This is a genomic window from Streptomyces sp. Act143 (assembly GCF_003143935.1).
GTDB lineage: Bacteria > Actinomycetota > Actinomycetes > Streptomycetales > Streptomycetaceae > Streptomyces.
Genome location: NZ_QFRX01000001.1, coordinates 8,577,290 through 8,603,399, shown reverse-complemented (window position 1 = coordinate 8,603,399; position 26,110 = coordinate 8,577,290). Strand labels below are relative to the sequence as shown.

Below are 26,110 nucleotides of genomic sequence, written 5' to 3'. Positions count from 1 at the left end.
ATCAACTTGTGTGACTGGTGGGGCAGTTGTGAATGCGCGCCGCCGGCCGGCTCACCCCGACCTCGCCTCGATGTGGCGCACGCCATGGCGCGGCTCGACCGGGGCGCCCACCATGGCGGAAAGGTCGCACCGCCCCGCACGCGACCGAGTCAACCGCCCGGATCCGGGTACTCCCGGGAGCAGGCCGGGCTCAACGGCGCTACAGTCGGCCCTTAACCCGCCCCGTGGCCCGGCCGAGTGATCGAGGTACGCAGCGTGTCGGTTCTGGTTCTGGTTCTCGCCGTGAGCGCGGCCTGCTGCCTGGGCATCGGTTTCGTCCTCCAGCAGAACGCGGCCCAGCGCGCGCCCCTGAACGACTTCCTCTCGCCCAGGCTGCTCCTCGACCTGATGCGGGTGCCCCGCTGGCTCGGCGGCATCGGCCTGATGGTGGCCGGCATGGTGCTCGGCGCGATCGCGCTGGGCCAGGGCGAGATCTCGCTCGTGGAACCCCTGCTGGCGACGAACCTCCTCTTCGCGATGGCCCTCTCCCGCCACCAGACCAAGCAGTCGCTGGGCCGGCAGGGCTGGGCGGGGCTGCTGCTGCTCGCGGGCGGAGTGACGGCGTTCATCATGGCGGGCGAGCCGCGCGGCGGTTCGGCGGTGATCGATCCCTTCCGCCACTGGCTGATCATCGGCGCCATGATCGGTCTCGCACTGCTGCTGACGACGTACGCCAAGCGCTCGCGACTGAGCTCGGGACCGGCCCTGCTGGCGGTGGCGGCCGGGCTCCTCTACGGCGTCCAGGACGCCCTCACCCGGGTGAGCGGACAGCGCTTCTCCGAGGGCGGCCTCATGGAACTCCTCACCGGCTGGCAGCCGTACGCCGTCCTCGCCCTCGGCGTGACCGGCCTGGTCCTCGTCCAGAGCGCGTTCGAGACGGCCTCCCTGCGGATGTCGCTGCCCGCCCTGACCGCCGCCCAGCCGCTCGCCGGGATCATCTGCGGAGTCGGTTTCCTCGGCGACCGGCTGCGCACCGACACCGGGGCACTGGCGTGGGAGGCGGCGGGGCTCGCGGCGGTCGTGGTCGGCATCGTGCTCCTCGGCCTGCATCCGGCGATGCCGTGCGGAGCGGCGGAGCCGACGCGGGCGCGGCGGCTCCAGCCGAACTGAACGGGCGGCGGTTGCCGGCTGCCGGCTGCTGGGTGAACAGGCGAGTGGCGACTCCCGGCCTGGCTGAGGGGGCCGCGAAGGTCGGCCGAGTTGGGCGGGCGCGATGCCAGGGCGCCTGGTCGGTGGCGGGGCTGCTTGGATGGGTGCATGAGCGCTGCTGACGAGATCCTCGACATCGTCGACGAGCACGACCGGGTCGTCGGGCAGTCCCCGCGCGCTGAGGCGTACGCCCGGGGGCTGCGTCACCGGTGCGTGTTCATCCAGGCGCGGGACGCCGACGGCCGGTTGTTCGTCCACCGCCGCACCCCGACCAAGCTGGTCTTTCCCTCCCTGTACGACATGTGGGTGGGCGGGGTGGTGGGTGCGGGCGAGTCCTACGACGACGCGGCCCTGCGCGAGGCCGAGGAGGAGCTGGGCGTCTCCGGCCTGCCGAAGCCGGCCTTCCTCTTCAAGTTCCTGTACGACGACGGGGCCGGGCGGACGTGGTGGTCGGCCGTGTACGAGGTGCGGTGCGAGCTGCCGGTGAATCCGCAGGTCGAGGAGGTCGCCTGGCACGACTTCCTGGCGGAGGACGAGGTGCAGCGGCGGTTGCCGGAGTGGGAGTGGGTGCCGGACGGGCTCGACGCGTACGCGCGGTTCAGGGAGTACCGGAAGAAGGAGAGCTGAGCCCGCCCGGAGGAACGGGGCGGGGTGGCCCGATCCGCTGCCGAGCGGCAGCTCGGGGCCCGCGGCGCGAACCGTGACGGCCGCCACGGACAGCGGCCGCACGCCCGCCCGGTAGGGTCCTGGGCGTGATCGAATTCGCACGGAACGTCCGGCTCTGGTTCGCGCCCGAGCAGGTCCGGGAGGAAGGCGGTACGCCCGACTACCGGTTCTCGCTCGCCAACGAGCGCACCTTCCTGGCCTGGCTGCGCACCGCGCTCGCGCTGATCGGCGGGGGCTTCGCCGTCGACCAGTTCCTGCCGGACCTGCGCTGGGGCTGGCGGGTCGGGCTGGCGCTCGCGCTGCTCGGTGCCGGTGTGCTCTGCTCGCTGCGCGCGGTCAACCACTGGGTGCGCTGCGAGCGGGCGATGCGCCGGGGCGAGGACCTGCCGGTGTCGCGCTTCCCGACGCTGCTGAGCGTGGTCGTGGCGGTCGTCGCGCTCGCGATGGCCGTCATCGTGCTCGTCGGGTGGGAGGGGTGAGCGCCGGATGGAAGGGGTGAGCGCCGCGGCTGCGGACGTCGGACGCGATCCCGGGCTCCAGCCGGAACGCACCCGGCTCGCCTGGCGCCGTACGACCCTGTCCGGCACCGTCTCCGCCGTACTCGCCGTGAAGACCGCGCTGCACGGCGGCCCGTCCGCGGTCGGTGTCGTCGCGTGCGCCCTGTGCGTCGCCCTCTGGCTGGGCTTCCTGCTGCTCGCGCACCGACGCATCCGCGCGCTCGCCTCACCGGGCGCCCCTTCGGCTCTCACCCCCCGCCACGCCACGGCCGCGGCGCTGTGCACGGTGGCCGTGGCGGTGTGCGGGGCGGCTCTGGTCTTCTAGCCGCCCGGTCCCGGCGCCCCTAGCCCTTCTCCGTCTCCTCGGTCTGCGGCTCCTCGGTCTGCGGCTCCTCGGTCTCCGTCTCCCAGTCCACCGTCACCACGATCTTCCCCCTGGTCCGGCCCTCCTGGCTCAGCCGCTGCGCCTCCGCCGCCCGCTCCAGCGGGAACGTCTGTGAGACGTGCACCGACACCACGCCCTGTTCCGCCAGTTCGGACAGGCGCTGGAGGTCCTCGGCGTCGGGGCGGACCCAGTAGTAACGGCCGCCGTAGGCGACGACCTCGCCGTCCACGATGGAGACCAGGCGGCCTTCGGGGGCCAGGAGGTTGGCCGAGACCGTCAGGGTCTCGCCGCCGATCGTGTCGAACGCCGCGTCCACGCCCTCGGGGGCGAGCCCGCGCACCCGTTCGGCCAGGCCCTCGCCGTACGCGACCGGCTCGCCGCCGAGGCTCCGTACGAAGTCGTGGTTGGCGGGGCTCGCCGTGCCGATGACCCGGGCGCCGAAGTGCCGGGCGAGCTGCACCGCGATCGAGCCGACCCCGCCGGCCGCGGCGTGCACGAGGACCGTCTCGCCGCGCTTGACCTGGAGCGCCTTGACGAGCACCTGGTAGGCCGTCAGACCGGTCAGCGGCAGGCCGGCCGCCTCCTCGAAGGAGAGGTTGCGGGGCTTGCGGGCGAGGGTGCGCACGGGGGCGGCCACGTACTCGGCGAAGGTGCCGCGGGACAGGAAGTCCTCGCGAACGTAGCCGATGACCTCGTCACCGACCGCGAACTCCGTGACGGACACACCGAGCTGGACCACCACCCCGGAGACGTCCCAGCCGGGGACCACCGGGAACACCGGGTCGAGGACCCGGTCCAGATGTCCCTCGCGGCAGTGCCAGTCGACCGGGTTGACGGCCGCCGCGCGGACCTTGACCAGCACCGAGTCGACCCCGACCGTGGGGTCGCGGACCTCGCCGTATGCGAGGACCTCGGGGCCGCCGTAGCGTGAGTAGCTGATGCCCTTCATGGCACCGACCCTCCGGGGTAGTCGGACGCCACGCAAGCGGGATGCCCGGATATGCGGCGTTCGCGTGGCAGCCTGTCCGACGTCATCGGCAAGGCCGTCATCGGCACCATCTCCGAAGGTGAGCACCATGACCACCCTCCACCAGGAACACACCTCCCACACACACGTCCACGGCCCCGACTGCGGGCACACCGAGGTGCCGCACGGCGACCACGTCGACTACGCCCATGGCGGGCATCTGCACCGCGAGCACGGCGGCCACTGGGACGAGTGCGAGGCGGACGGCCATGTCGCCCACGAGAGCCACGAGCACCAGCACGGGGACGCCTGCGGCCACGAGAGCGTGCTGCACGGCGACCATGTCGACTACCTGCACGACGGCCACCGGCACGCCGCGCACAACGGCCACTGGGACGACCACTGACCTCCTGACCGCACCACTCCCGGCTCACGACGGCTCCCCGGCGCACCGCGCGGGGAGCCGTCGGCGCATGGTGGCCCGGATCACTTTCACGCCCACTTTCGCCCCACGCACTGGACGGCATACCGACCGGTCGGCATCATGGATTCCAGTCCCGTTCACCTGCCCGTAGGAGCGATGCATGAGCCCCGACCACCCGCCCGGACTCGACCTCGACCGGCTGCGCGGTCTGCTCGACCGCGAGCGACCCGGCCTGGTCCAGGGCCCTCTGACCGGACGGCTGATCGAGGGCGGGCGGTCGAACCTCACGTACACGGTCTCCGACGGTGCCTCGCGCTGGGTCGTACGCCGGCCGCCGCTGGGCCACGTCCTGGCCACCGCGCACGACATGAAGCGTGAGCACCGGGTGATCAGCGCCCTGCACCCGACGAGTGTGCCGGTGCCGGAACCGCTGGTGCTGTGCGAGGACGAGGACGTCCTCGGGGCGCCGTTCTACGTCATGGAGTTCGTCGAGGGCACCCCGTACCGCACCGCCGACCAGCTGGCCCCGCTCGGTCCGGCACGCACGCGTGACGCGGTGCTGGGGCTGGTGGACACGCTCGTGGAACTGCACGCGGTGGACCCCGCCGGGGTCGGTCTCGCCGACTTCGGCCGGCCCGAGGGCTTCCTGGACCGCCAGCTGCGCCGCTGGGGCAAGCAGCTGGACGCCTCCCGCAACCGCGAGCTGGCCGGCATCGACGAGCTGCACGCGACGCTGGGACGGCGGCTGCCGACCTCGTCCGCGCCGACGGTCATCCACGGCGACTACCGGCTCGACAACGTGCTCATCGGCGACGACGACCGGATCAAGGCCATCCTCGACTGGGAGATGTCGACCCTCGGCGATCCGCTCACCGACCTGGGCCTGCTGGTCATGTACAGCCTGCCGCTGGGCATGCCGGACTCCCCCGTCTCCACGACCGCCGAGGCGCCCGGGCACCCCGATCCGGCCGAACTGGTCGAGCGCTACGCGGCCCGCTCGGGGCGCGATGCCTCGCAGGTCTCCTGGTACACGGCGTTCGCGTGGTTCAAGCTCGCCGTGATCCTGGAGGGCATCCACTACCGCTACACCCTGGGCCAGACGGTCGGTCACGGCTTCGACCGCATCGGCGACCTCGTCCCCGTCTTCATCCAGCACGGCCTCACCACCCTTCAGGAAGGCTGACCCGCCATGGACTTCGCGTTCGACGCGCGCACCGAGGAACTGCGCGCCAAGCTGCTCGCCTTCATGGACGAGCACGTCTACCCGGCCGAGGCGGTGGCGGAGGAGCAGCGGGCCGCCCTGGCGTCCCCGTGGGACACCCCGGCCGTGGTCGAGGAGCTCAAGGCGGAGGCGCGCAGGCAGGGCCTGTGGAACCTCTTCCTGCCCGACGCCGAGTACGGTGCCGGGCTGACCAACCTCCAGTACGCCCCGCTCGCCGAGATCACCGGCCGCTCCCCGCAGCTGGCGCCGACCGCGCTGAACTGCGCGGCTCCGGACACCGGCAACATGGAGGTGCTCGCACAGTTCGGCGACGAGCAGCAGCGCAAGCAGTGGCTGGAGCCGCTGCTGGCGGGTGAGATCCGCTCGGCGTTCGCGATGACCGAGCCGGACGTGGCCTCCTCGGACGCCACCAACATCACCACACGCATCGAGCGGGACGGCGACGAGTACGTCGTCACCGGCCGCAAGTGGTACATCTCCGGGGCGATGAACCCGGACTGCAAGATCTTCATCGTGATGGGCAAGACGGACCCGGAGGGCGCGGACATCCGCCGCCAGCAGTCCATGGTGCTGGTCCCGCGGGACACTCCGGGCGTCACCGTGCAGCGCGCCATGAAGGTCTTCGGATACGAGGACCACTACCACGGCGGCCACGCCGAGGTGATCTTCGACCACGCGCGCGTGCCGGTCGCCAACCTGGTCGGCGAGGAGGGCGGCGGCTTCGCCATCGCGCAGGCCCGCCTCGGTCCGGGCCGTATCCACCACTGCATGCGGCTGATCGGCATGGCCGAGCGGGCCATCGAGCTGATGTGCCGCCGGGCGGTGTCCCGCGACGCCTTCGGCAAGGCGCTGGCCCAGCAGGGGGTGGTCCACAACTGGATCGCCGACGCGCGGGTGACCGTCGAGCAGCTGCGGCTGCTGGTGCTGAAGACCGCCTGGCTGATGGACACCGTCGGCAACCGCGGCGCCCACACGGAGATCCAGGCCATCAAGATCGCCACGCCGCGCGCGGTGGTCGACATCATCGACCGCGCGATCCAGCTGCACGGCGCGGGCGGCGTCAGCCAGGACTTCCCGCTGGCCGAGCTGTACGCGGGAGCGCGGACGCTGATGATCGCCGACGGGCCGGACGAGGTGCACCAGCGGTCGCTGGCGCGGCGGGAGCTGAAGAAGTACCTGTAGCGGGACATGGGTCACGGGTGAGGGGCGGTCGTCCATGGCGACCGCCCCTCACCCGCGCGTGGTCACGGGCGCAGGGCGCGCAGCAGCAGGTCCGCCAGGTGGTCGGCGACTTCCTGCGGGCTCATGGGCCCGTCGGGGCGGTACCAGGTCGACAGGTGGTGGACCGAACCGAAGTGATAGTCCACGACCAGGTCGGCCGGGGTGGCGGTGGAGAAGACGCCCGCCTCCTGGCCCTCCTCGACGAGCGCGCGGAAGCGTTCGTGGTAGCGCCGGCGCTCGGCGCGCACCTGCTTGTTCTTCTCGGGGCTCAGGTGGTGCATGGAGCGGAAGAAGATCGACGCGTCGTCGAGGTTCTCGATGGTCGTCACGACGACGTCCGCCGCCGCACCCCTGAGCCGCTTCTCGATGGGCTCGTCGGCGTTGGCGAACGCGTCGAGGCGCTCCTGCTGGACGCGCAGCACGCGCGCGTACACCTCGTGCAGGAGATCGTCCTTGGAGCCGAAGTAGTGGTACAGCGCCCCCTTGGTGACGCCGGCCGCCTCGACGATCTCCTGCACGGAGGTGCGGTCGTAGCCCTGCTCGGCGAAGAGCCGGGTGGCGGCGGCCAGCAGCCGCTGCGGGACGGGCGTACCGTCCCCGTCGTTCGTCCTGGCCACTGTGTCGCCTGCCCTTCCGTTCGCTACCGCTCGCTGTGCGCTACTGCTGCTCCTGCCCGCGGGAACGCAGTTCCCGCCGGAGGATCTTCCCACTCGCCGTCTTCGGCAGGTCGGGGAGTATCTCCACCTGCCTCGGGTATTTGTAGGCGGCCAGTCTCTCCTTGCAGTACACCGCGAGTTCATCCGGGTCCGTGTCGACGCCCGGACGGAGGCTGATGTACGCCTTCACGGTCTCCCCGCGGTACCCGTCGGGCACGCCGACGACGGCTGCCTCGCGCACCGCCGGGTGGGTGTACAGCACGTCCTCGACCTCGCGGGGCCAGACCTTGAAGCCGGACGCGTTGATCATGTCCTTCTTGCGGTCGACGACGTACAGCCAGCCCTGTTCGTCCATGAAGCCGATGTCGCCGGTGCGCAGTTCGCCGTCGGGGAAGGTCTCGGCGGTGGCGTCGGGGCGGTGCCAGTAGCCGGGCACGACCTGCGGGCCGCGCACGACGATCTCGCCCTGCTCGCCGAAGGGCACCTCCGCGCCCTGGTCGTCCACGATCCGTACGACCGTGTCGGGGCCCGGCAGACCCACGGCGAGCGTCCCGGAGACCGGGTCGACGGGGGCTTCCAGGGTGGGCGGCACGGAGGCGCAGGGGGCGGTGCACTCGGTGAGGCCGTAGCCGTTGCGGATGTACGGCCCGAATCCGGCCCGGAACTTCTCCACCAGCGCGGGCGGCAGCGGGGCGCCGCCGGAGGAGATCATCCGGAAGGAGGCGAAGTGGTCGCGGGTGACGGCCGGGTGGGCGGCCAGGGCCATGAAGGCCGTGGACGGGCCGACGGTGTAGTGCGGGCCGTGCTCGGCGAACGCGTCGAGGACGACGCCCGCCTCGAAGCGGTACGCCAGCACGAGCGTGCCCGCGCTGTTCAGGCAGGCGCCGAGCTGGCAGACCATGCCGGTGATGTGGAACAGCGGCGCCAGCGCGAAGTAGACGGGCGCCTCGGGCAGATCGAGGCCGGTCCGCTGCCGCTCGGCGTTGTACATGATGTTGCCGTGCGTGTTGGTGGCTCCCTTGGGGGCGCCGCTGGTGCCGGACGTGTAGCTGATGAGGGCGATGTCGTCCGGTCCGGGGTCGCGGTCGCCGGGTGCCTTCAGGCCGGCCCGCGCCACGGTCGTCAGGTCCTCGGCGTCGGCGGCCTGGGGCAGCCGCTCGAAGCTCAGCACGCGCGCGTCGTTCCGCGTCTGGAAGTCCAACTCGCACCCGGTGAGCACGATCCGCACCGGAGAGTCGGCGGCCGTCTCGCGCAGGTACGACTCCCAGGCCCGGTCGGAGCAGATCAGCGCGGCCACCTCGCCGTCCCGCAGGACATGGGTGACCTCGCCCGCCTTGTACATGGGGTTGACCGGCACGACGATCGCGCCCGCCTTCCAGGCGCCCAGCAGCGCGAGCAGGAAGTGCGGGGAGTTCTGCAGCAGGATCGCCACCCGGTCGCCGCGCTCCAGGCCGCGGGCCGCGAGGTGCCCGGCGACGGAGTCGCTCAGCTCGTCGACCTCGCGGTAGGTGAGGCGGCCGTCGAAGTAGGCGAGGAAGGTGCGGTCGGGGACCTCGGAGGCCGGCTTCCGCAGGGCGTGCACGAGGGAGTCGGCGGGGTCTATCGGCGACCGCTGGGCGTCGTTGAGGAGGGCGAGCCAGGGCTTGGCCGCGTAGCGGGAGTCGGTCACCGGGTCTCCTCCCACTTCTGCTGGATGTGGTTCATGCCGGCCAGCCAGCGGTCGGGCTCGGCGGCGCGGGCCTGGTAGTACCCGGCGACCTCGGGGTGCGGCAGGATCAGGAAGCGGTCCTCCTCGATGCCCCGGAACAGCGCCTCGGCCACGTCCTCCGGCTCGACCGCGGTCGGCTTGAGCACCAGGTCGCCGGCGGTGCCGGTGGCGGCGAGCATGTCGGTGCGCACGCCCTGCGGGCAGATGGCATGGACCTTGATCCCGCGGTGCCGGTAGGTCAGTGACAGATACTCGGCGAAGGCGTACGCCCCGTGCTTGGTGACGGCGTAGGGAGCGGCCCCGATCATGGTCAGCAGTCCGGCCGCGGACACGGTCGACACGAACCGTCCGCTCCCCCGCTCCAGCCAGTCCGGCAGCAGCTCGTGCGCGGCCCGCACGTGTGCCATGACGTTGACGTCCCAGGACAGCTCCCAGGCCCTGGCGTCGGCGAGGTCGTCCACCTCGGGGCCGCCGAAGGCGACGCCGGCGTTGGCGCAGTAGACGTCGACGGTGCCGCCGAGCGCGGTCCGGGCGTCGGCGACGACGGCGGAGGCGTCCCCCGGTACCGCGATGCCGCCGATCTTCTCGGCGACGGTCTTGGCGCGGTCGGCGTCGAGGTCGTTGACGACGACGCGGGCCCCTTCGGCGGCGAACCGCCGGGCGAGGGCGGCTCCGATCCCTCCTCCGGCCCCCGTGACGACGACACCAGCACCCTGCACGGCTTCCACCATCGGTCTCCTTCGACTGCGGCTCTGCGGAGAGGGCCAGACTAACCGGTCGGTATGTGCCAAGGAAGGGGGTCAGGTCGTTCCCCCTGACCCGCGCGGGCAATACCGTGCACCCCATGCGCCTATCCAGACGAGCTCTCCTCGCAGCGACAACGGCAGCAACAACGGCAGCGGCATCGCTCTCCTCGACACCGTCGGCGGTCGCGGCCGACCGCCCGCGAAAACTCCGCACCGGTTTCGAGCGACTGGCCGCCGACGGCTACGCCCTTCTCGACGGCCAACGCGTCGGCATCGTCACCAACCCCACCGGCATCACCCGGGACGCCCGGCACATCGTCGACGTCATGCACGCCGACCCTCAGGTGGACCTGCGCGCCGTCTTCGGCCCGGAGCACGGCTTCCGCGGCACCGCGCAAGCGGGCGGCTCCGAGGGCCGCTACGACGACCCCGCCACCGGGCTCCCCGTCTACGACACGTACCTGAAGAGCGGCCAGCCCCTCGCCGACGTCTTCACCGCGTCCGGCGTCGACACCGTCGTCTTCGACATCCAGGACGTGGGTGCCCGCTTCTACACGTACATCTGGACGCTCTACGACTGCATGGAGGCGGCCCGGCTGGCCGGGAAGCGGATCGTGGTCCTCGACCGCCCCAACCCGGTCACCGGCCGGTCCGCCGCAGGGCCGGTCCTGCACAAGGAGTTCGCGACCTTCGTCGGCCGGCAGCCCGTCTCGCAGGCGCACGGCATGACGGTCGCCGAGCTCGCGCGGCTGTTCAACGGCGAGTTCCTGACCGCCCCCGTGGAGCTGGACACCGTGCTGATGACCGGGTGGAGGCGGTCGGAGTTCTACGACGCGTCCGGGCTGCCCTGGGTGCCGCCGAGCCCCAACATGCCCACGCCGGACACCGCGTTGGTGTACTCGGGGACCTGTCTCTTCGAGGGGACGAACCTGTCCGAGGGGCGTGGCACCACCCGCCCGTTCGAACTGCTCGGCGCGGAGGGGATCGACGGGCGCTGGGCCGCCGCCGCGAACGGACTCGGGCTGCCGGGCGTGCACTTCAGGGAGGCGTACTTCGCTCCCACGTTCTCCAAGTTCCAGGGCAGGACCGTCGGCGGGGTGCAGATCCATGTGCACGACCGGGCGGCGTACGACCCCGTCCGCACCGGGATCGGCCTGCTGGTGACCGCCAAGCGGGTGTGGGCCGGGTTCGCCTGGCGGTCCGACAACTGGATCGACAAGCTCACGGGTTCCACGCAGGTGCGGACCGCGATCGACGCGGGTGCGGACGTCGACGCGGTGGTGGCGGGCTGGCGGGAGGAGCTGGCCGCGTTCCGACGCATCCGTAAGGAGTACCTGCTGTACAGATGATCCCCCGGGCCGCGGCCGGCAGTTGAGTCGTGACGTATGGCCAACTTCGCCCCACAGGAGGACGATGCGACGGCATCGCACCGTTTCGGGGGACAAGGGGGCCTGTCATGGCGGATCCGGCGATGAGCGTGAGCCCGTACTGGGAGCTGACCTTCGACGCGGACGGCGACCCGGACGGCGGGCGGCGGGACCGGCTGCTGGCCGGGGTCGCCGAGCGCGGCGTCAAGGATCTGATCGTCTTCGCGCACGGCTGGAACAACGACCGTACGGGGGCGACGAAGCTCTACAGCCGCTTCTTCGCGCCGATCCCCGAACTCGCGCCGAAGGCGAGGCTCGGGTACGTGGGGGTGGTGTGGCCGTCGATGCGGTTCTCCGACGAGTCGATCCCGGACTTCCCGCGGTCCGTGGCGGCCGAGACCACCCGGCGCCCGGCGCTGGACAAGGACACCCGGCACGCGCTGCTGGAGACCTTCCCCGGCCGGGCGACCGTGATCGACCAGCTCGCGCGGCTGCTGGACCAGCAGCCGCGCGAGGAGGCCGAGCTGGAGGAGTTCGGGCGGCTGGTGCGGCTGCTGGTCGAGGTGGTGCCGCCGGGGCCGCAGGCGCTGTTCGGGGCGGACACCCTGGCGGAGGGGGTGCCGCAGAGCGAGCCGGACATGTTCTCCGGGCCCGTGACGGGGGTGTGCGAGGACTTCGCGCGGGGGCTCGCCGAGGTCGAGTCGCCGGACGGCGTGCCGGAGGGTTTCACGATCCCCAACCCCTGGGACGGGGCGCACGAGTTGCTGCGGCAGACCACGTACTACGCGATGAAACGGCGGGCCGGGACGGTCGGTGAGCGGGGGCTCGGGCGGGTCGTCGGGCAGCTCGCTGCCCAGCGGCCCGAGGTGCGGGTCCATCTCGTCGGGCACAGCTTCGGCGGGCGGCTGGTGTCGTTCGCGCTGCGCGGGCTGCCCGAGGGGGTGCGCACGGTGAAGTCGGTGACGCTGCTCCAAGGAGCCTTCTCGCACTACGCGTTCGCGGCCCGGTTGCCGCACGACACGCGCGCGGGCGGAGTGCTGCACGGGCAGCAGAACCGCATCGACGGCCCCCTGGTGTGCTGCTTCTCCCGCTTCGACTCGGCGCTGAGCACCATGTACCCGCTGGCCTCGCGCATGGCCGGGGACTCGGAGGGGGCGGGGATGGACATCGGGCGGATGCTGGGCGCCAAGTGGGGGGCGATGGGCCACGACGGGGTGCAGGCGGTGCCGGGCACACGCACGTGGAAGCTCACCGACGCGCTGCGGGCGACCATGCCGGCCTCGGGCTGCGTGAACATCGACGCCGCCTCGGTGGTGAAGGACGGCAAGGCACCGGCCGGGGCGCACAGCGACATCGTGCACCGGGAGCTGGCGCACCTGGTGGTGGCGGCGGGCCGCATCCGCTGACCCGCCGCCACCGTCCGCTTCACCTCACCGGTGCGAGGTGAACTCCACGACCTGCTGGTAAGTGGGCCGGTTCTGCCAGCTGATGTTGTAGTGCTTGATGCCGCCCAGGGTGCGCTGGACGATCGAGTCGGCGCACCACTGGTTGCCCGCCGAGCACAGGTCGTCACCCGGGTAGACCTGGGCCGCGGTCTTGCCGGCCGCCGTCTTCAGGGTGCTGATCAGGATGTCCCGGCAGGAGCTGAGGCTGCCGCCGCCGCAGTACTTGTCCGTCAGTGGTCCCCGCACGCTCTCGCCGAGCACCGCGCGGATGTCCTTGTCGACGTAGGACCACCAGCCGTACTGGAAGGAGCTGCCCGCGTGCGAGCCGGTCGGGCCGTGCGCGGCCGACGGTGACTCGTCGACGGGCAGGTTGGCCTGGAAGGCGGTGAACAGGTCGCTGCCGAGGCCGGGTTCGAACTCCGCCTCCACGAGCAGCGGCCACCAGGCGTCCAGGATGCGGATCGCGTCGGCGTCGGCGTACGTCTTCGAACCCGCCGACGTCTCGGTGCGCTTGCCGCCCGCCGTGAGCCAGGTCTGGAGCTTGGTCACCGCCGCGGCGGCCGTGGAGTCGGTGACCGTACTGCTGTTGATCACCTTCAGGAGGTCCGGAAGGACGTCCTCGGCCCGCAGGTCGGCCAGGGCCGCGTCCGCCATCGCCTTCACCAGTGAGGCCCGGGTGACGCCGCCCGCGGCGACCAGCTTCTTCACCCGGTCCTCCAGCAGGTTGCCGCGATGGACCGAGCCGTCGCCCCAGGGTGCGGTCGTGTAGTCCTTGGCCTGCTTGTTGTTCCAGGAGATGTAGTAGTCCTGGTCGATGGAGTTGGGGTGTGCGGAGGCGGGCGTGTAGTCGGCGGTGTTGGTCGCCGGGTTCCAGTTCTTCCACTCGTACGACGCCTGCGCCCAGACCGGGAACTCCGCGTCCACGCCGCTCGCGCGGACCGGGTTGTCGCCGCTGTTGTAGTACGCGGTGTGCGTGGAGTCGGCGTAGAACCAGTTGAACGTGAAGTTGATGTGCTGCACCGCGCTCTGGAAGGTCTGCGGACTCTTCACGTAGTCGGGGTCGTTGAGCATCTGGAAGCCGATGATCGAGTCGGCCTCGTGCATGTACGACGAGCGCAGGGTCGTGTAGGCGACCTTCTTGCCGCCGACCGTGGCGCGGTGGGAGACGGGGCCGTACTTCGTCCTCCAGACCCGCATGGTGTACGAACCGGCGGCGGTGCCGTCGGCCGTGGTCGGGGACCAGGAGTTCTTCTGTTCGATCTTGTCCATGGCCGTGCAGGTGCCGTGGTACAGGTAGTGGTAGTCGTCCTGGCACAGCTCGACGGCGTAGGTGTCGATGATGTCCTGGCCGGAGGTCGTGGCGGACCACGAGTAGTCCTGGCCGCGGCCGAGTTCGACGTACATGCTCAGGCCCGCGAAGGAGGCGCCGCGCGCGCTGATGCCGGGGCCCTGGATCTCCTGGAGCATGAGCAGCTGGGGCGCGAAGTAGCCGGTCTGCGGGCCGAAGACGGCGACCGGGTGGCCGCTCGCGGTGTGCGCGCCGCTGACCACCAGGGCGTTGGACATGCCGCGCTTGGCGGAGGTCAGGGCGTTCGCGGTCGCGGTGGCGGCGGCCTCGGAGGCGCTCTGGTCGCCGCCGGTGCCGGTCGGGTCGTACACCAGCGGCTCGGTGGCCACCGTGCCGGCGTCGGGGAGTGCCTCGCCCTGCGGGGTGGCGGGCTTGCCGGCGTACGGGAAGCTCTCGCCGTTGTGGACGGTGAGGACGGCCTCGGGATCGTTGCGCTCGCGGAAGGACTCCCAGACCTCGGTGCCCTTCGTCACGCCGTACTGCTCCTGCGCGGCGAGCAGTGATATCGCGTTGTTGACCTCGCCGCCGCCCCCGGAGCCGAACAGGGCGCCGATGACGGAGGCCAGCGCGACCAGGTCGGTGAGCTTGAAGTGCTCGATGGTGCCGGCGTTGGTGACGGAGTCCTTGTGGCCGGTCAGGACGTACTCGCCGGGGAAGTAGCGCCCGCTGTCGGAGGCGTCGATGTAGGCGTTGATGCCGGCGAGGTAGGCGTTGGCGTCCGCCAGGGCCTGCTGGCCGCGGGTGCCGTTGTTCGCGACGGCGTTGTCGATCTGCGCCTGGAGGTCGGCCTCGCTGTAGGGGGCGTTGCGCCAGAACTGCTGCTCCAGGCCCTGGTTGGAGGGGTCTCCGCCCGCGAAGGTGGTCAGCCGGCCGCGCCCGACGTGCCGGAAGACGTCCATCAGCCACAGCCGGTCCTGGGCCGCCGCATAGCCCGCGCCGAACTCGGTGCCGTATCTGGTGGTACCGGTGATGTGCGGCACACCCGTCTTCTTGTCGCGGACGATCGTCACGTCGCTGCGGCCGGCGGGACTGAGGGTGGAGGCGACTTGGTCGGAGGCCACGCCGAACGAGGCGTCGTTGAAGAAGGTGTTGATCGTGGCGTTGGACAGCGAGGGATAGCCCTTGGCCAGGTTGGCGTAGGGGCCGAGCTGGTCCTCGGCGTGGTCGGGCTGGGTGCCGAAGGCCTGGTTGAGGAGGATCTGGGCGAGGGTGGCGTTGCCGTTCTCGCCGGGCGGCAGGATGTCGGAGCACTGGCTGCCGCAGTAGTCGTTGGCGGCCGTCGCCGCGGCCGTCGCCTCGGCTGCCGCCGCTGCTTGGCCAAGAGGGGACAAAAGACCGGCAATCAGGGCGCATACGGATGCGGTCTTCAGGAACCCGGTGACTCTGCCGGGAGTTCTCAGTCTGTCGAGGGCGGTGCGTGAGGTGCGCCGTGGCATGGCAGCTCCTACCGACGGGGGTGGGCCGGACGTTACCGCCGGTATCCCCGGGATTGAAGATGAACATGCGTCAAGTTTTGGTACCCGGTCCGGGGACGAATGGGGGTCATCGGAAATCGGATGGAGCCAAATCGCTTGTCGATACGTCTATTCGGCGACGTCCGTTCGACGACGCCGAAGTGACCGAAGTACAGGTGCAGGTGTGACGGAGGTGCAGGGCGATGGCCGGTTTCCGGAGTCTGGCGAGACAGGTGCGAGATCCGCGGTGTGATCTGGCGCTGCGACGCTACTCACTGCGCAAGTGCCTGGAGCGGTTCGCTCCCTACGGGCACAGGGCGACCTGGGACCACTTGTGCTCCCGGGCCGGATTCGGTCCCGAGGACCGGTCCCCCGATCCGGCGCGGCTCGTGGCCGCGTTGGACGAGCTGGAAGAAGCGCGTTCGGTCTGGCTGGCCTACGAGGTCGAGTTCGCCGAGCGGCGCAAGAAGGAGAAGCACGACGGACTGCGCAGGCCGGGCAGTGTCGACGACTGGCACCGGCTGACCTGGGGCGGCTTCGGCGTCGCCTGGTGCGACGACCCGCGACTCCACCCCCGTGAGCCGCTGGCCGACGTGCTGCGCAAACTGATCTCCGCGCTGGAACGCGAACCGGGCTCGGTGTGCCCGGTGTGCCGCGGGGAGCGACTGATCTGGAAGTACGACCTGGCCCACGAACCCTCATCGGGCCCGGTCTGCACGGACTGCGGGATCGTCGTGCCGCGTCCGGTGCTGACGCCCGAGGCCCTGGCGTCGTCCAGGCGCGGGCGGCTTCTGATGTCCGCCTGAGCAGCGCGACCGGGGGTGCGCCGGGGATGCCGCACCCCCTCTTTGACGGTGGGGGACGACTGTCGCCGTGGTGCGGGGCGATGGGGGACGACTGTCGCCGTGGTGCGGGGCGGTGGGGGACGACTGTCGCCGTGGTGCGGGGCGGTGGGGGACGACTGCCGCCGTGTTGCGGGGCGGCGGATGGTGTCCGTCGCCATGGTGCGGGCTTGTCATCCCGGGCTTGTCGTCCGGGGTTTGTCATCCGGGCTTGTCATCCGGGCTCGTCGTCCGGGGCTTGTCGTCCGGGGCTCGCCGTCCACGCTCGTCGTCCTGGTTTTCCACATCGGCCCGGTTGTCCACAGGCACGGCTCTCGCCGGGGTCGTTGTCGGTGCCGGCTGGCACCATCGAGTCATGGTTCAGGTGTGTCTCAACGGGCCCCGAGGGGCCGCCGACGGCGCGGTGGTGCCGCTGTCGCCGGAAGCGATGGCCGAGGCCGCGGCGGCGGCGGTCGCGGCCGGGGCCACGGACGTCCATGTCCACCCCAAGACGCCCTGCGGCAGCGACACGCTGTCGCCACGGGTGCTCGCGGCGACCCTCGACGCGATACGGGCGCGGGTGTCGGTCCCGGTCGGCGTCACCACGGGCGCCTGGGCGGAACCGGACCCCGCGACGCGCCTGGAGCGGATACGGAGCTGGACCGTGCTCCCCGACCACGCCTCGGTCAACTGGCACGAGCCGGGCGCGGAGGAGCTCGCCGCCGCCCTGCTCGACCGGGGCGTGGGCGTGGAGGCCGGGATCTGGTCCGGGACGGACGCGGCGGCGCGGTTCGCGCACTCGCCGCTCGGCCCGAGGGTGCTCCGGGTACTGGCCGAGGTGACGGACACCTCTCCGGACACCGCCCAGGACACGGCACGCGCCCTGCTGGCCGGCCTCGGCGCGGCACCCCACGGCCGCCCGGTGCTGCTGCACGGCGAGGACGGCGGCGCATGGCCGGTGCTGCGGCTGGCCGGACGGCTGGGCCTGGCGACCCGCGTCGGCCTGGAGGACACCCTGCTGCTGCCGGACGGCGAACCGGCCGCTTCCAACGCCCAGTTGGTGGCAGCGGGGCTGGTCCAGTACGGATGGGCCCGGCGCTCGTCGTAGCGGAGCGGCGACGGTATCAGTCACAAATGCGCTCGCTCCACCCCTTTCGCATACGGACAGTTGGAGGCGATGAAACGCACCTGAGCACCACTGAGGAGAGCCCCGATGTCGACGCTGCGCGTCACCGCCGAAGTCCTGACCGTCCACGCCCATCCGAACGCCGACGCGCTCGAACTGGCCCAGGTGGGCCTGTACCGGGCCGTCGTCGCCAAGGGCGCCTACCGCACCGGCGACGCGGCCGTCTACATCCCCGAGCAGTCCGTGCTGCCCGCCGCCCTGATCGAGGAGCTCGGCCTCACCGGACGGCTGGCCGGCGGCAACGCGGACCGGGTCAAGGCGGTGCGGCTGCGCGGTGAGCTCTCGCAGGGCATCGTGTGCCGGCCGTCGGCGCTGGCCGGGGTCGACCTGGAGCGGGCGGCCGAGGACGGCACCGACTTCGCGGAACTGCTCGGCATCACCAAGTGGGTGCCGCCGATCCCGCCCACGATGAGCGGCGAGGTGGAGTCGGCGCCCGACCTGCTCCCCTGGGTCGACATCGAGAACATCCAGCGCTACCCCGACGTCTTCACCCCGGGCGAGCCGGTGGTGCTGACGGAGAAGCTGCACGGCTCGGCGTGCCTGGTCACCTATGTCGCGGACGAGGAGCGGACCTACGTCTCCTCCAAGGGGTTCGGCGCCAAGTCGCTGGCCCTCAAGGCGGACCCGCGGAACCTGTACTGGCGGGCGGTGCAGGCCCACGCCGTCGCCGACGCGGCCGCCCGGCTGGCCGCACGCCTCGGTGCCCGCCGGGTCGGGATCTTCGGCGAGGTGTACGGCGCGGGTGTCCAGGACCTGACGTACGGCGCCGACGGGCGACGGGACACGCTCGGGTACGCGGTCTTCGACGTGTCCGCGGAGATCGACGGCGCGGTGCGGTGGCTGGACGCGGCCGAACTGCTGGACGGCGAGCTGCCGTTGGTGCCCCGGCTGCATGAAGGGCCGTACGACATCGGGCGGGTGCTGGAGGTGGCGAGCGGGAGAGAGACGGTGTCCGGACGTGAACTGCACCTGAGAGAGGGCGTCGTGATCCGTCCGGCGACCGAGCGCCACAGCGAGGTGACGGGCGGCAGGGCGATAGCGAAAGCGGTCAGTCCGGCCTATCTGACCAGGAAGAACGGAACAGAGTACGAGTAGGCCCGCGCTGCGCGGCGGGTCCGCGCGCAGGCCGGGGTGCCGGACCCGGTGTCTGCGGCATGGCCCGCCGGGCAGACTGGCCCTAGGTGCGCTCGGGCCGGCCGAGGCCCTGATCGGTCCAGAGGACGCCCTTGTTGCGGCAGAGACAGGAGGGGTGGCCGACGGGGTCGGTGCAGACGCGGAAGCCGTAGCCGCCGGGGCCGGCGCAGTCCCGTTGCAGGCTCGCGCCGAGGGCCAGGACGCGGCGCGGTAGTCCTCCACCCGGATGGAGGCCCGTTCGACCTCGCCGAACCGGATACCGGCCCAGTGCTCGTCACTGCCGTCCTGGTCGACGATGAAAGCAGTCAGTCGCAGCATCCCGCGATCTCGGCACAGGACAGCCGCGCCCCCTCAGCCGCACCGCTCCCCTCAGCCGCACCGCTCCGCGCTGTCGCACCGCTCCCCGCTGTCGCGCCGCTTCTCCACCAGCAGCCGCGACCCCGCCCCCTGCCGCTCGCCGAACACGTCGTCCGGGTTGGACAGCACACACGACTCCAGGGACAGACACCCGCACCCGATGCAGTCCGTGAGGTGATCCCGCAGCCGGTTCAACTGCTTGATCCGGTCGTCGAGTTCGGACCGCCACGCCTGCGACAACCGCGCCCAGTCCTCCCGCGTGGGCGTGCGCTCCTCCGGCAGCTCGGCCAGCGCCTCGCGGATCGTGGCGAGCGGGATGCCGACGCGTTGCGCGGCCCGCACGAAGGCGACCCGCCGTAGCGCGTCACGGGAGTAGCGGCGTTGGTTGCCGCTGGTGCGACGGCTGCTGATCAGGCCCTTGGACTCGTAGAAGTGCAGGGCGGAGACGGCGGCGCCGCTGCGCGCGGCGAGCTGGCCGACCGTGAGCTCGTGGATCTTGTCGGGGATCTGGGGCACCCCTCGAACCTTACCCAGGCTTCCGTTGACACGACCCCCGCGGCCGACCATGCTAAGCAGTCGCTTAGAGTTTGGGACGAGGAGGCGGAACATGGCAGAGCCGAGGATCTTCACCGGCGCCGACGAGCTGAAGGCGGCCGTGGGCGAGCAGCTCGGGTACACCGACTGGCTGGAGGTGGACCAGAAGCGGATCGACCTGTTCGCCGATGCCACCGGTGACCACCAGTGGATCCACGTCGATCCGGAGAAGGCCGCCGCCGGGCCGTTCGGCACGACCATCGCGCACGGGTACCTCACCCTGTCGCTGCTGCCGCTGTTCGGGCCGCAGCTGATCAAGGTCGAGGGCGTGAAGATGGGCGTCAACTACGGCACCAACAAGGTGCGTTTCCCCGCGCCCGTGCCGGTCGGCTCGCGCCTGCGGGCCACCGCGGTGATCACCGGGGTCGAGGACGTGCCGGGCGGCATCCAGGTGACCGTCGCCTTCAGCGTCGAGCGCGAGGGCGGGGACAAGCCGGTCTGTGTCGCCGAGTCGGTGTCGCGCTACTACCTCTGAGCGGCTACTTGACCGCTCCCACCATCCGCAGCACGAGGTCGGCGTCGAGCGCGCCGACCTCGTCGGGGGTCCAGGGCCCGTCGACGTTGAACCAGCGGGCGACATCGATGCAGAGCGACATGACGGCGAGGGTGGTGCCCTTGACGTCCAGGACGTCGAACTCGCCGGAGGCGACGCCGTCCTCGATGATCCGACGGATCTCGGCATCGCACTGCCGGCGCAGGTCGAGGATCTCCTCGCGGGCGTCCGGGCCGAGGGAGTCCAGTTCGTACTGGACGACCCGGGCGGTGGTACGGCCGCCCGCGTGCCAGCGAACGAAGGAGCTGACGGCGTCCGCGAGCCGCTCGGTGGCGGTGCCCTCGCGGCGGGCCGCGGTCTGCAGGATCTCCAGGGCCTTGGTGTGGCCGATCCTGCTGATGCGGTGGAGGAGTTCCTCCTTGGTCTTGTAGTGGATGTAGAGCGCGGCGGGACTCATGCCCGCGCGGCCCGCGATGTCGCGCGTCGTCGTGGCGTGGTAGCCGCGCTCGGCGAAGGCCTCCACCGCGGCGATCAGCAGTCGCCGTGCCGCGTCGGGCGTGACCTCGCCCCACGCCGACGTCTCGCCGCCGGCCGTCTCCTCCGCCGTACTCATCGCTCGTTCGCCCCTCTCCACTGACAGAGGGACCACCATACCGCCGAAGGTGAGCGACCGCTTAGACAGCGGGTCGGGGCGGCCGCAGTCCAGCAGCACGATGTCAGAGCTTCTCGAACGGGTCGTGCTCGGCGAGCAGCTTCTCCAGGCGGGCCTGGTCGACCCGGCTGACGATCTGCCCGGCCTCCTGGCGGTCCCGGATGACCTTGGCGAGGGTGAAGGCGGAGGTGACGAGGTACAGCACGGCGATGCCGAGGAAGCCGCGCACCCAGGCGTCGGCGTCGAGCCGGAGGATGCCGATGGCGGTGGCCGCCATGGCGACGGCGAAGGACGCGACGGCCTGGCCGTAGAAGGCTGCCGTGCTCTGCTGCTTGACCGGTGTGTCGCTCATGGGGACCAGCTTCGGCGGACGCGGCGCACGCCACATCCGCCGAGATACTCAGACCCGCCGACGCACCTACTCAGAAGGCCGAAACCCCGGTGAGCGCCCGCCCGATGACCAGCTTCTGGATCTGGCTGGTGCCCTCGTACAGGGTCATCACGCGGGCGTCGCGCAGCAGCTTGCCCGCCGGGTACTCGTCGATGTAGCCGTAGCCGCCGAAGACCTGGAGGGCGTTGTTGGCGGCGCGGACCGCGGCCTCGGAGGCGAACAGCTTGGCCTTGGAGGACTCGGTGGCGAAGGGCAGACCGCGGTCGATCAGGTCGGCGACCCGCCAGGTCAGCAGCCGGGCCGCGTCGACGTCCACGGCGATGTCGCTGATCAGCTCCTGCACGAGCTGGTGACCCGCGATCGGCTTGCCGAACTGCTCGCGCTCACCGGCGTACCGCACGGCCGCGTCCAGGGCCGCCTGCGCGATGCCCACGCACCCCGCCGCGACCGACATCCGCCCCTTGGCGAGCGCCGACATGGCGACCGCGAACCCCTTGCCCTCCTCCCCCAGCAGCGCGGCGGCGGGGACGCGCACGTCCTCCAGGACCAGTTCGGCGGTGGCCTGGCCGCGCAGGCCGAGCTTGCCGTGGATGGTGCGGCGGCTCAGACCGGGAGTGTCGGTGGGGACGAGGAAGGCGGAGACGCCCTTGTGGCCGGGGGCGTCGGTGGAGCGGGCGAACAGCAGCACGACGTCGGCCCAGGTGCCGTTGGTGATGAACATCTTGGTGCCGTTGATGACGTAGTCGTCCCCGTCGCGCACCGCGCGGGTGGCGAGGTTGCCGGCGTCGGAGCCGGTGCCGGGCTCGGTGAGCCCGAAGCAGCCGACGTGGTCACCGGCGGTGAGTCCCGGCAGCCACTGCCGCTGCTGCTCCTCGCTCCCCCACGCGGCGATCGTCTTGGCGACCAGGCCGAGGGAGACGGAGACGATGCCGCGCACGGAGGAGTCACCACGGCCCAGCTCCTCGGTGACCAGGCAGTACGCCAGGTGATCGCCGCCCGAGCCGCCGTACTCCTCGTCGATCGTCAGCCCCAGGAAGCCGACCTCGCCGAGCTTCTTCACGATGCCCCGGTCGACCTCCTCGGCGCGGTCCCAGGCGATGACGTGCGGGGTGATCTCACGTGCCACGAAGTGCCGGGCGAGCTGCCGTACGGCCTCCTGCTCCTCGCTGAGTCCCAGGTTCACCACGAGATCACCCCACTTGAAAGGCGTACATTTAAATTAGCACTGCTAGTTTCTGGTTGCAGCCCTACTATGTGCGCCATGGCCCGACCGCGCAAGCCCCTCCTCAGCACCGACCGGATCGTCGAGACGGCTCGGGCCCTCGTGGACGCGGAGGGCCTCGCGGCCGTGTCCACCCGGCGGCTGGCCGCCGAGCTCGGGGTCAGCGGGCCCTCGCTCTACAACCACTTCCGCACCAAGGACGAGATCCTGGAGGCGGTCGCCGACTCGGTCAGCGCCCAGGTCGACCTGTCGATGTTCGAGGACGGCCGCGACTGGCGGACCGCGCTGCACGACTGGGCCGTCTCCTACCGCTCCGCCCTGCGGGACCACCCGAACATCGTTCCCGTCCTCGCCCAGGGGCCGGGCCGCCGGCCGGCCGGGCTGCGGCTCGCGGACGCGGTGTACGGCGCGATGGTCGAGGCGGGCTGGCCGCCCGCGCAGGCCACGTCCATCGGCGCGCTGATGCGGTACTTCATCATGGGCTCCGCGCTCGGCTCCTTCGCCGGGGGTTTCGTGGACGACCAGAGCGCGTACGACCCCGCCGACTACCCGCACCTCGGGCAGGCGCACCTCCTCGCCGAGCAGCAGGAGAAGATCGACGAGCGGGCCTTCGAGACGGGGCTCGCGGCGCTGCTGGACGGGCTGGCGCGGCAGTACGAGCAGGTCGGGCGGCCCGCGTAGGACGCTTCGGTGGGCGCCGAAGTGTCGGTGTTCCATGCTGGGGGCATGACCTCCAGGAATCCCCGGGCGACCCACCTGGCCCGGCTCGCCGGGCTCATCGCGGACGAGACGCGGGCCGCGTGCCTGCTGGCGCTGCTCGACGGGCGGGCGTGGACCGCGGGCGAACTCGCCCGGCACGCCGGGGTCGCCGCGTCGACGCTCAGTGAACACCTCGGCAAGCTCGTCGCGGGCGGGTTGCTCGCGGAGGAGCGGCAGGGGCGGCACCGGTATGTGCGGATCGCCGACGCGCGGGTGGCGCAGTGGGTGGAGGAGCTGTCGGCGCAGGCGGGGCCGGAGGCGGTGCCGCGGCCACGGAGTCTTCGGGAGTCGTCTGCGGGGTCCGCGATGGCACGGGGGCGTACCTGTTACGACCATCTGGCGGGCCGCCTGGGGATGGCGGTGACCGATGCCATGACGACACGGCTGCTGCTCACCCAGGACGCCGGGTTCGCCCTCACGGACGGAGGGTTGGCGTGGTTCGACAGCGCGGGCATCGACCTTGACCGTTCGGGTCGGCGGCCCTTGGCGCGGGGGTGCCTGGACTGGACCGAGCGGCGGCCGCATCTCGCCGGGGTGGCCGGGGCGGCCTTGTGCCGGCATGCGCTGGAGGCGGGATGGTGTGTACGCATCGGGTCGGAACGTGCGGTGCGGGTGACCACGGAAGGCGAGCGGGCCTTGGCGGAGCTGCTGGGCATCGAAGCGGCGGCGCTGCGCTGAGGGCTTTCCGGGGCGCGGGGCGGTGCCGAGGTGCGGCCCGCCGCGTGGGCGCCACCAGCCCCGAGGGACCCGCAGAGTCTCACGTCCGAATCCCGCGAGTTCCGGTCACCGGATCTTCCCAACCTCAGGAGCATGATGTCCCCCTCCCGCCGTCCCGCTGCTCTCGCCGCCGGTGCTGCCGTCGTCACCGTCCTGCTGTGGGCTTCCGCCTTCGTCTCCATCCGGAGCGCGGGGGACGCCTACTCCCCCGGTGCCCTCGCCCTCGGGCGGCTGCTCTCCGGGGTCATCGCGCTCGGCGCCCTGTGTCTCGTACGACGCGAAGCGCCCCCGCCCCGGTCCGCCTGGCCCGGCATCGCCGTGTCCGGACTGCTCTGGTTCGGGCTCTACATGGTCGTCCTCAACTGGGGCGAACAGCAGGTGGACGCCGGTACCGCCGCGCTGGTCGTGAACATCGGGCCCGTCCTCATCGCGCTGCTCGGCTCGCGACTGCTCGGGGACGCCATGCCGCAGCGGCTGCTGGCGGGGATGGCGGTGTCGTTCGCGGGGGCGGTGACCGTGGGGCTGTCGATGTCGGGCGGGGGCGGGTCGTCGGTGCTCGGGGTGGTGCTGTGTCTGCTGGCGGCCGTCGCGTACGCCGGTGGCGTCGTCGCGCAGAAGCCGGCCCTCGGCACCGCCAGTGCCCTGCAAGTCACCACGTACGGCTGTCTCGTGGGCGCCGTGGTCTGTCTGCCGTTCGGCGGGCAGCTCGTGCGGCAGGTCGGCGAGGCGCCTCTCTCCGCGACGCTCAACATGGTCTACCTGGGCGTCTTCCCGACCGCGCTGGCCTTCACGACCTGGGCCTACGCCCTCGCCCGTACGACCGTCAGCCGGATGGGCGCGACCACCTACGCGGTGCCCGCGCTGGTCGTGCTGATGTCCTGGGCGATGCTCGGTGAAGTGCCCGGGTCGCTCACCCTGGCGGGCGGTGTGCTGTGTCTCGCGGGGGTCGCGGTGTCCCGCTCGCGGGCCGCGGCGGCCGGCGTGCCGCAGCCCGCGAAGGTCACCGACTCAGCGTGAACGCGCCCTGCCCGCAAGGACCTTGATGGAGATCAGGGCGATGGCGGAGAGGGCGATGATGTAGCCGGACACCGCCATGGAGGTGCCGGTCGCCTCCAGGAGCAGGACCATCAGGAAGGGCGCGAGGCCGCCGCCCGCCACGGCCGCGATCTGGTATCCGAGGGAGGCGCCGGTGTAGCGCATCTCCGGCGTGAACAGCTCGGCGAACAGGGCGGCCTGGGGGCCGTACATGATGCTCAGGAAGCAGCTGGCGACGAAGGTGGCGACCGCCAGCCAGAGCAGCGAGCCGGTGTCGATCAGCAGGAACAGGGGGATCGCCCATGCGGCGATGCCGATCGCGCCGATCGTGTAGATCCGGATGCGGCCGTAGCGGTCGGAGAGTGCCGCCGCGGCCGGGATCAGGACGAGCTGGGTGAGGCTGACGCACAGCGAGACGGTGAGCACCGCGCTCTTCCTCATGTCGAGTTCGCGGGTCGTGTAGTCGAGGACACCGGTGATGAGGATGTAGAAGGTCGCGGTGTTCACGGCGAAGGAACCGCCGGCGAGGAGGACCGTGCCGAGGTGGTCGCGCAGGATCGTGCGCAGCGGGGAGCTCTGCTCCGACTTCTCCTTCTCGGCCAACGCCCGCTCGGCATCCCGGAATTCGGGGGTCTCCTCGACCTTGGCGTGGATGTACCAGGCGAGAGCGAGGACGAACAGGCCGATCAGGAACGGGACCCGCCAGCCCCAGGCCGCGAACCCGGCGTCCGTGGTGAAGGCGCCGGCCAGCAGGAAGACCGTGTTGGCGGTGACCACGCCGATGGGGACGCCGAGTTGGACGACGCTGCCGTAGACACCGCGCTTGCCCTCGGGGGCGTACTCGGTGGCCAGCAGCATCGCGCCGCCCCACTGCGCGCCGACCGCGACGCCCTGCACGACGCGCAGGGCGACCAGCAGGATCGGGGCGGCGACGCCGATCGTGTCGTAGGTCGGCAGCAGGCCGATGCCCGTGGTGGCGAGGCCCATGAGGGTGAGCGCCAGGACCAGCATCGGTTTGCGGCCGCGCTTGTCGCCGAGGTGACCGGCGACGATGCCGCCGAGCGGGCGGGCCAGGAAGCCGACGGCGAAGGTCGCGAAGGAGGCGAGGACGCCGGCGGTGGAACTGCCCGCCGGGAAGTACAGGTCGCCGAGGACCAGTGCGGCGGCTATGCCGAAGACAAAGTAGTCGTACCACTCGACCGCGGAGGCGAGGGCGGCCGCCGTGGCCACTCGGCGGCGGTTGACCGTGGGGAGGCCGGTCGTGGGGAGCGAGGGAGCGGAGGGGGCCATGTCCATGCGTGCACACTCCGATGGGTGCGGTGGGGACGTTGGCGGCGAACATACTAACCGGACGGTATGGAGGCAATGGGTGGGTGCGAAGGTTGCCCGGAGCACTCAAGGGGCGGGTGGGCATGCCGGTGTCCCCGGCCTGACCGCAGGCCGGGGACACCGGGC

General features: G+C 71.5%; 26 protein-coding genes. 16 read left to right on the top strand and 10 right to left on the bottom strand.

Features of this window, described 5'->3' with window-relative positions:
* Nucleotides 1-255 precede the first annotated feature (255 nt).
* The 4 genes from DI272_RS39320 to DI272_RS39305 all read left to right on the top strand — a co-directional run bounded on the left by DI272_RS39320 (nucleotide 256) and on the right by DI272_RS39305 (nucleotide 2,676).
* Nucleotides 256-1,149, top strand: a complete 894-nt coding sequence (locus tag DI272_RS39320) for a DMT family transporter (RefSeq protein ID WP_109499943.1) — start codon at nucleotides 256-258, stop codon at nucleotides 1,147-1,149.
* A 147-nt stretch (nucleotides 1,150-1,296) separates the two neighbouring features.
* Complete coding sequence (locus DI272_RS39315) at nucleotides 1,297-1,815, top strand: NUDIX hydrolase (RefSeq protein WP_109499942.1); 519 nt, start codon at nucleotides 1,297-1,299, stop codon at nucleotides 1,813-1,815.
* Nucleotides 1,816-1,940: 125 nt separating this feature from the next.
* Nucleotides 1,941-2,333, top strand: a complete 393-nt coding sequence (locus tag DI272_RS39310) for a YidH family protein (RefSeq protein ID WP_109499941.1) — start codon at nucleotides 1,941-1,943, stop codon at nucleotides 2,331-2,333.
* A gap of 7 nt (nucleotides 2,334-2,340) precedes the next feature.
* A complete protein-coding gene (locus DI272_RS39305; protein WP_109499940.1) occupies nucleotides 2,341-2,676 on the top strand; it encodes a DUF202 domain-containing protein in 336 nt (111 codons plus the stop codon).
* 19 nt (nucleotides 2,677-2,695) lie between these two features.
* Here DI272_RS39305 and DI272_RS39300 read toward each other — a convergent pair whose 3' ends face one another.
* Nucleotides 2,696-3,685, bottom strand: a complete 990-nt coding sequence (locus DI272_RS39300) for an NADP-dependent oxidoreductase (protein ID WP_109499939.1) — start codon at nucleotides 3,683-3,685, stop codon at nucleotides 2,696-2,698.
* Between the two features lie 127 nt (nucleotides 3,686-3,812).
* Between DI272_RS39300 and DI272_RS39295 the strand changes: the two genes are divergently transcribed.
* From DI272_RS39295 to DI272_RS39285, 3 genes are all read left to right on the top strand, one after another.
* A complete protein-coding gene (locus DI272_RS39295; RefSeq protein ID WP_109499938.1) occupies nucleotides 3,813-4,109 on the top strand; it encodes a hypothetical protein in 297 nt (98 codons plus the stop codon).
* 178 nt (nucleotides 4,110-4,287) lie between these two features.
* A complete protein-coding gene (locus DI272_RS39290; protein ID WP_109499937.1) occupies nucleotides 4,288-5,310 on the top strand; it encodes a phosphotransferase family protein in 1,023 nt (340 codons plus the stop codon).
* Between the two features lie 6 nt (nucleotides 5,311-5,316).
* The gene (locus DI272_RS39285; RefSeq protein WP_109499936.1) at nucleotides 5,317-6,531 is read left to right on the top strand and encodes an acyl-CoA dehydrogenase family protein; all 1,215 of its coding nucleotides are present in this window, start codon (nucleotides 5,317-5,319) and stop codon (nucleotides 6,529-6,531) included.
* Nucleotides 6,532-6,593: 62 nt separating this feature from the next.
* Here DI272_RS39285 and DI272_RS39280 read toward each other — a convergent pair whose 3' ends face one another.
* Genes DI272_RS39280 through DI272_RS39270 form a run of 3 tightly spaced genes read right to left on the bottom strand, consistent with a single transcriptional unit; the run spans nucleotide 6,594 to nucleotide 9,665 of the window.
* Nucleotides 6,594-7,187 (bottom strand): TetR/AcrR family transcriptional regulator, encoded by a 594-nt coding sequence (locus DI272_RS39280; RefSeq protein WP_109499935.1) that lies wholly within the window; start codon nucleotides 7,185-7,187, stop codon nucleotides 6,594-6,596.
* Between the two features lie 40 nt (nucleotides 7,188-7,227).
* Nucleotides 7,228-8,895 carry a class I adenylate-forming enzyme family protein gene (locus DI272_RS39275; protein ID WP_109499934.1) on the bottom strand — a complete coding sequence of 556 codons (1,668 nt, stop codon included), beginning with the start codon at nucleotides 8,893-8,895 and terminating at the stop codon, nucleotides 7,228-7,230.
* Nucleotides 8,892-9,665 (bottom strand): SDR family oxidoreductase, encoded by a 774-nt coding sequence (locus DI272_RS39270; RefSeq protein WP_109499933.1) that lies wholly within the window; start codon nucleotides 9,663-9,665, stop codon nucleotides 8,892-8,894. The genes DI272_RS39275 and DI272_RS39270 overlap by 4 nt, the downstream gene beginning before the upstream one ends.
* Nucleotides 9,666-9,778: 113 nt before the next feature.
* On the opposite strand from DI272_RS39270, the gene DI272_RS39265 reads away from it, so the two are divergent.
* Entirely contained in the window at nucleotides 9,779-11,029 is a 1,251-nt protein-coding gene (locus tag DI272_RS39265; RefSeq protein WP_109499932.1) for an exo-beta-N-acetylmuramidase NamZ domain-containing protein, read from the top strand.
* A gap of 107 nt (nucleotides 11,030-11,136) precedes the next feature.
* Nucleotides 11,137-12,453: a serine-threonine protein kinase gene (locus tag DI272_RS39260; RefSeq protein WP_109499931.1), complete on the top strand. Its 1,317-nt coding sequence runs from the start codon at nucleotides 11,137-11,139 to the stop codon at nucleotides 12,451-12,453.
* Nucleotides 12,454-12,477: 24 nt separating this feature from the next.
* Here DI272_RS39260 and DI272_RS39255 read toward each other — a convergent pair whose 3' ends face one another.
* Nucleotides 12,478-15,276 carry a penicillin acylase family protein gene (locus DI272_RS39255; protein WP_109499930.1) on the bottom strand — a complete coding sequence of 933 codons (2,799 nt, stop codon included), beginning with the start codon at nucleotides 15,274-15,276 and terminating at the stop codon, nucleotides 12,478-12,480.
* Between the two features lie 221 nt (nucleotides 15,277-15,497).
* Here DI272_RS39255 and DI272_RS39245 point away from each other — a divergent pair, with 221 nt between their 5' ends.
* The 3 genes from DI272_RS39245 to DI272_RS39235 all read left to right on the top strand — a co-directional run bounded on the left by DI272_RS39245 (nucleotide 15,498) and on the right by DI272_RS39235 (nucleotide 18,396).
* Entirely contained in the window at nucleotides 15,498-16,100 is a 603-nt protein-coding gene (locus tag DI272_RS39245) for a hypothetical protein (RefSeq protein ID WP_109499929.1), read from the top strand.
* A 391-nt stretch (nucleotides 16,101-16,491) separates the two neighbouring features.
* Entirely contained in the window at nucleotides 16,492-17,223 is a 732-nt protein-coding gene (locus DI272_RS39240; RefSeq protein WP_109499928.1) for a 3-keto-5-aminohexanoate cleavage protein, read from the top strand.
* A 105-nt stretch (nucleotides 17,224-17,328) separates the two neighbouring features.
* Nucleotides 17,329-18,396 (top strand): RNA ligase (ATP), encoded by a 1,068-nt coding sequence (locus DI272_RS39235; RefSeq protein ID WP_109499927.1) that lies wholly within the window; start codon nucleotides 17,329-17,331, stop codon nucleotides 18,394-18,396.
* A gap of 408 nt (nucleotides 18,397-18,804) precedes the next feature.
* On the opposite strand, the gene soxR is transcribed toward DI272_RS39235, so the two are convergent.
* Nucleotides 18,805-19,308 (bottom strand): redox-sensitive transcriptional activator SoxR, encoded by a 504-nt coding sequence (gene soxR, locus DI272_RS39225; RefSeq protein WP_109499926.1) that lies wholly within the window; start codon nucleotides 19,306-19,308, stop codon nucleotides 18,805-18,807.
* Nucleotides 19,309-19,399: 91 nt separating this feature from the next.
* Between soxR and DI272_RS39220 the strand changes: the two genes are divergently transcribed.
* Entirely contained in the window at nucleotides 19,400-19,861 is a 462-nt protein-coding gene (locus DI272_RS39220) for a MaoC family dehydratase (RefSeq protein ID WP_109499925.1), read from the top strand.
* A 4-nt stretch (nucleotides 19,862-19,865) separates the two neighbouring features.
* Here DI272_RS39220 and DI272_RS39215 read toward each other — a convergent pair whose 3' ends face one another.
* The 3 genes from DI272_RS39215 to DI272_RS39205 form a co-directional block, all read right to left on the bottom strand.
* Nucleotides 19,866-20,492 (bottom strand): TetR/AcrR family transcriptional regulator, encoded by a 627-nt coding sequence (locus DI272_RS39215; protein WP_109499924.1) that lies wholly within the window; start codon nucleotides 20,490-20,492, stop codon nucleotides 19,866-19,868.
* 103 nt (nucleotides 20,493-20,595) lie between these two features.
* Nucleotides 20,596-20,883: a YiaA/YiaB family inner membrane protein gene (locus tag DI272_RS39210; RefSeq protein WP_109499923.1), complete on the bottom strand. Its 288-nt coding sequence runs from the start codon at nucleotides 20,881-20,883 to the stop codon at nucleotides 20,596-20,598.
* Nucleotides 20,884-20,953: 70 nt separating this feature from the next.
* Nucleotides 20,954-22,105, bottom strand: coding sequence for an acyl-CoA dehydrogenase family protein (locus DI272_RS39205; protein WP_109501277.1), 1,152 nt, complete (start codon nucleotides 22,103-22,105; stop codon nucleotides 20,954-20,956).
* A gap of 78 nt (nucleotides 22,106-22,183) precedes the next feature.
* Between DI272_RS39205 and DI272_RS39200 the strand changes: the two genes are divergently transcribed.
* The 3 genes from DI272_RS39200 (at nucleotide 22,184) to DI272_RS39190 (ending at nucleotide 24,637) form a co-directional block, all read left to right on the top strand.
* Nucleotides 22,184-22,825, top strand: coding sequence for a TetR/AcrR family transcriptional regulator (locus tag DI272_RS39200; RefSeq protein ID WP_109499922.1), 642 nt, complete (start codon nucleotides 22,184-22,186; stop codon nucleotides 22,823-22,825).
* 45 nt (nucleotides 22,826-22,870) lie between these two features.
* The gene (locus tag DI272_RS39195; RefSeq protein WP_109501276.1) at nucleotides 22,871-23,581 is read left to right on the top strand and encodes a helix-turn-helix transcriptional regulator; all 711 of its coding nucleotides are present in this window, start codon (nucleotides 22,871-22,873) and stop codon (nucleotides 23,579-23,581) included.
* A gap of 132 nt (nucleotides 23,582-23,713) precedes the next feature.
* On the top strand, nucleotides 23,714-24,637 hold the full coding sequence (locus DI272_RS39190; RefSeq protein ID WP_109499921.1) for a DMT family transporter: 924 nt from the start codon (nucleotides 23,714-23,716) through the stop codon (nucleotides 24,635-24,637).
* Here DI272_RS39190 and DI272_RS39185 read toward each other — a convergent pair.
* Nucleotides 24,629-25,951: an MFS transporter gene (locus tag DI272_RS39185; RefSeq protein WP_109499920.1), complete on the bottom strand. Its 1,323-nt coding sequence runs from the start codon at nucleotides 25,949-25,951 to the stop codon at nucleotides 24,629-24,631. The two genes, DI272_RS39190 and DI272_RS39185, sit on opposite strands and share 9 nt — an antisense overlap.
* Between the last annotated feature and the right edge of the window lie 159 nt (nucleotides 25,952-26,110).

Excerpts from the sequence above, each read along its gene's own strand:
- DI272_RS39315 (WP_109499942.1), top strand. The coding sequence starts at position 1,297 with ATGAGCGCTGCTGACGAGATCCTCGACATCGTCGACGAGCACGACCGG.
- DI272_RS39305 (WP_109499940.1), top strand. The coding sequence starts at position 2,341 with ATGGAAGGGGTGAGCGCCGCGGCTGCGGACGTCGGACGCGATCCCGGG.
- DI272_RS39300 (WP_109499939.1), bottom strand. The coding sequence starts at position 3,685 with ATGAAGGGCATCAGCTACTCACGCTACGGCGGCCCCGAGGTCCTCGCA.
- DI272_RS39295 (WP_109499938.1), top strand. The coding sequence starts at position 3,813 with ATGACCACCCTCCACCAGGAACACACCTCCCACACACACGTCCACGGC.
- DI272_RS39290 (WP_109499937.1), top strand. The coding sequence starts at position 4,288 with ATGAGCCCCGACCACCCGCCCGGACTCGACCTCGACCGGCTGCGCGGT.
- DI272_RS39285 (WP_109499936.1), top strand. The coding sequence starts at position 5,317 with ATGGACTTCGCGTTCGACGCGCGCACCGAGGAACTGCGCGCCAAGCTG.
- DI272_RS39270 (WP_109499933.1), bottom strand. The coding sequence starts at position 9,665 with ATGGTGGAAGCCGTGCAGGGTGCTGGTGTCGTCGTCACGGGGGCCGGA.
- DI272_RS39265 (WP_109499932.1), top strand. The coding sequence starts at position 9,779 with ATGCGCCTATCCAGACGAGCTCTCCTCGCAGCGACAACGGCAGCAACA.
- DI272_RS39260 (WP_109499931.1), top strand. The coding sequence starts at position 11,137 with ATGGCGGATCCGGCGATGAGCGTGAGCCCGTACTGGGAGCTGACCTTC.
- DI272_RS39255 (WP_109499930.1), bottom strand. The coding sequence starts at position 15,276 with ATGCCACGGCGCACCTCACGCACCGCCCTCGACAGACTGAGAACTCCC.
- DI272_RS39245 (WP_109499929.1), top strand. The coding sequence starts at position 15,498 with ATGGCCGGTTTCCGGAGTCTGGCGAGACAGGTGCGAGATCCGCGGTGT.
- DI272_RS39240 (WP_109499928.1), top strand. The coding sequence starts at position 16,492 with ATGGTTCAGGTGTGTCTCAACGGGCCCCGAGGGGCCGCCGACGGCGCG.
- DI272_RS39235 (WP_109499927.1), top strand. The coding sequence starts at position 17,329 with ATGTCGACGCTGCGCGTCACCGCCGAAGTCCTGACCGTCCACGCCCAT.
- DI272_RS39220 (WP_109499925.1), top strand. The coding sequence starts at position 19,400 with ATGGCAGAGCCGAGGATCTTCACCGGCGCCGACGAGCTGAAGGCGGCC.
- DI272_RS39215 (WP_109499924.1), bottom strand. The coding sequence starts at position 20,492 with ATGAGTACGGCGGAGGAGACGGCCGGCGGCGAGACGTCGGCGTGGGGC.
- DI272_RS39210 (WP_109499923.1), bottom strand. The coding sequence starts at position 20,883 with ATGAGCGACACACCGGTCAAGCAGCAGAGCACGGCAGCCTTCTACGGC.
- DI272_RS39200 (WP_109499922.1), top strand. The coding sequence starts at position 22,184 with ATGGCCCGACCGCGCAAGCCCCTCCTCAGCACCGACCGGATCGTCGAG.
- DI272_RS39195 (WP_109501276.1), top strand. The coding sequence starts at position 22,871 with ATGACCTCCAGGAATCCCCGGGCGACCCACCTGGCCCGGCTCGCCGGG.
- DI272_RS39190 (WP_109499921.1), top strand. The coding sequence starts at position 23,714 with ATGATGTCCCCCTCCCGCCGTCCCGCTGCTCTCGCCGCCGGTGCTGCC.
- DI272_RS39185 (WP_109499920.1), bottom strand. The coding sequence starts at position 25,951 with ATGGACATGGCCCCCTCCGCTCCCTCGCTCCCCACGACCGGCCTCCCC.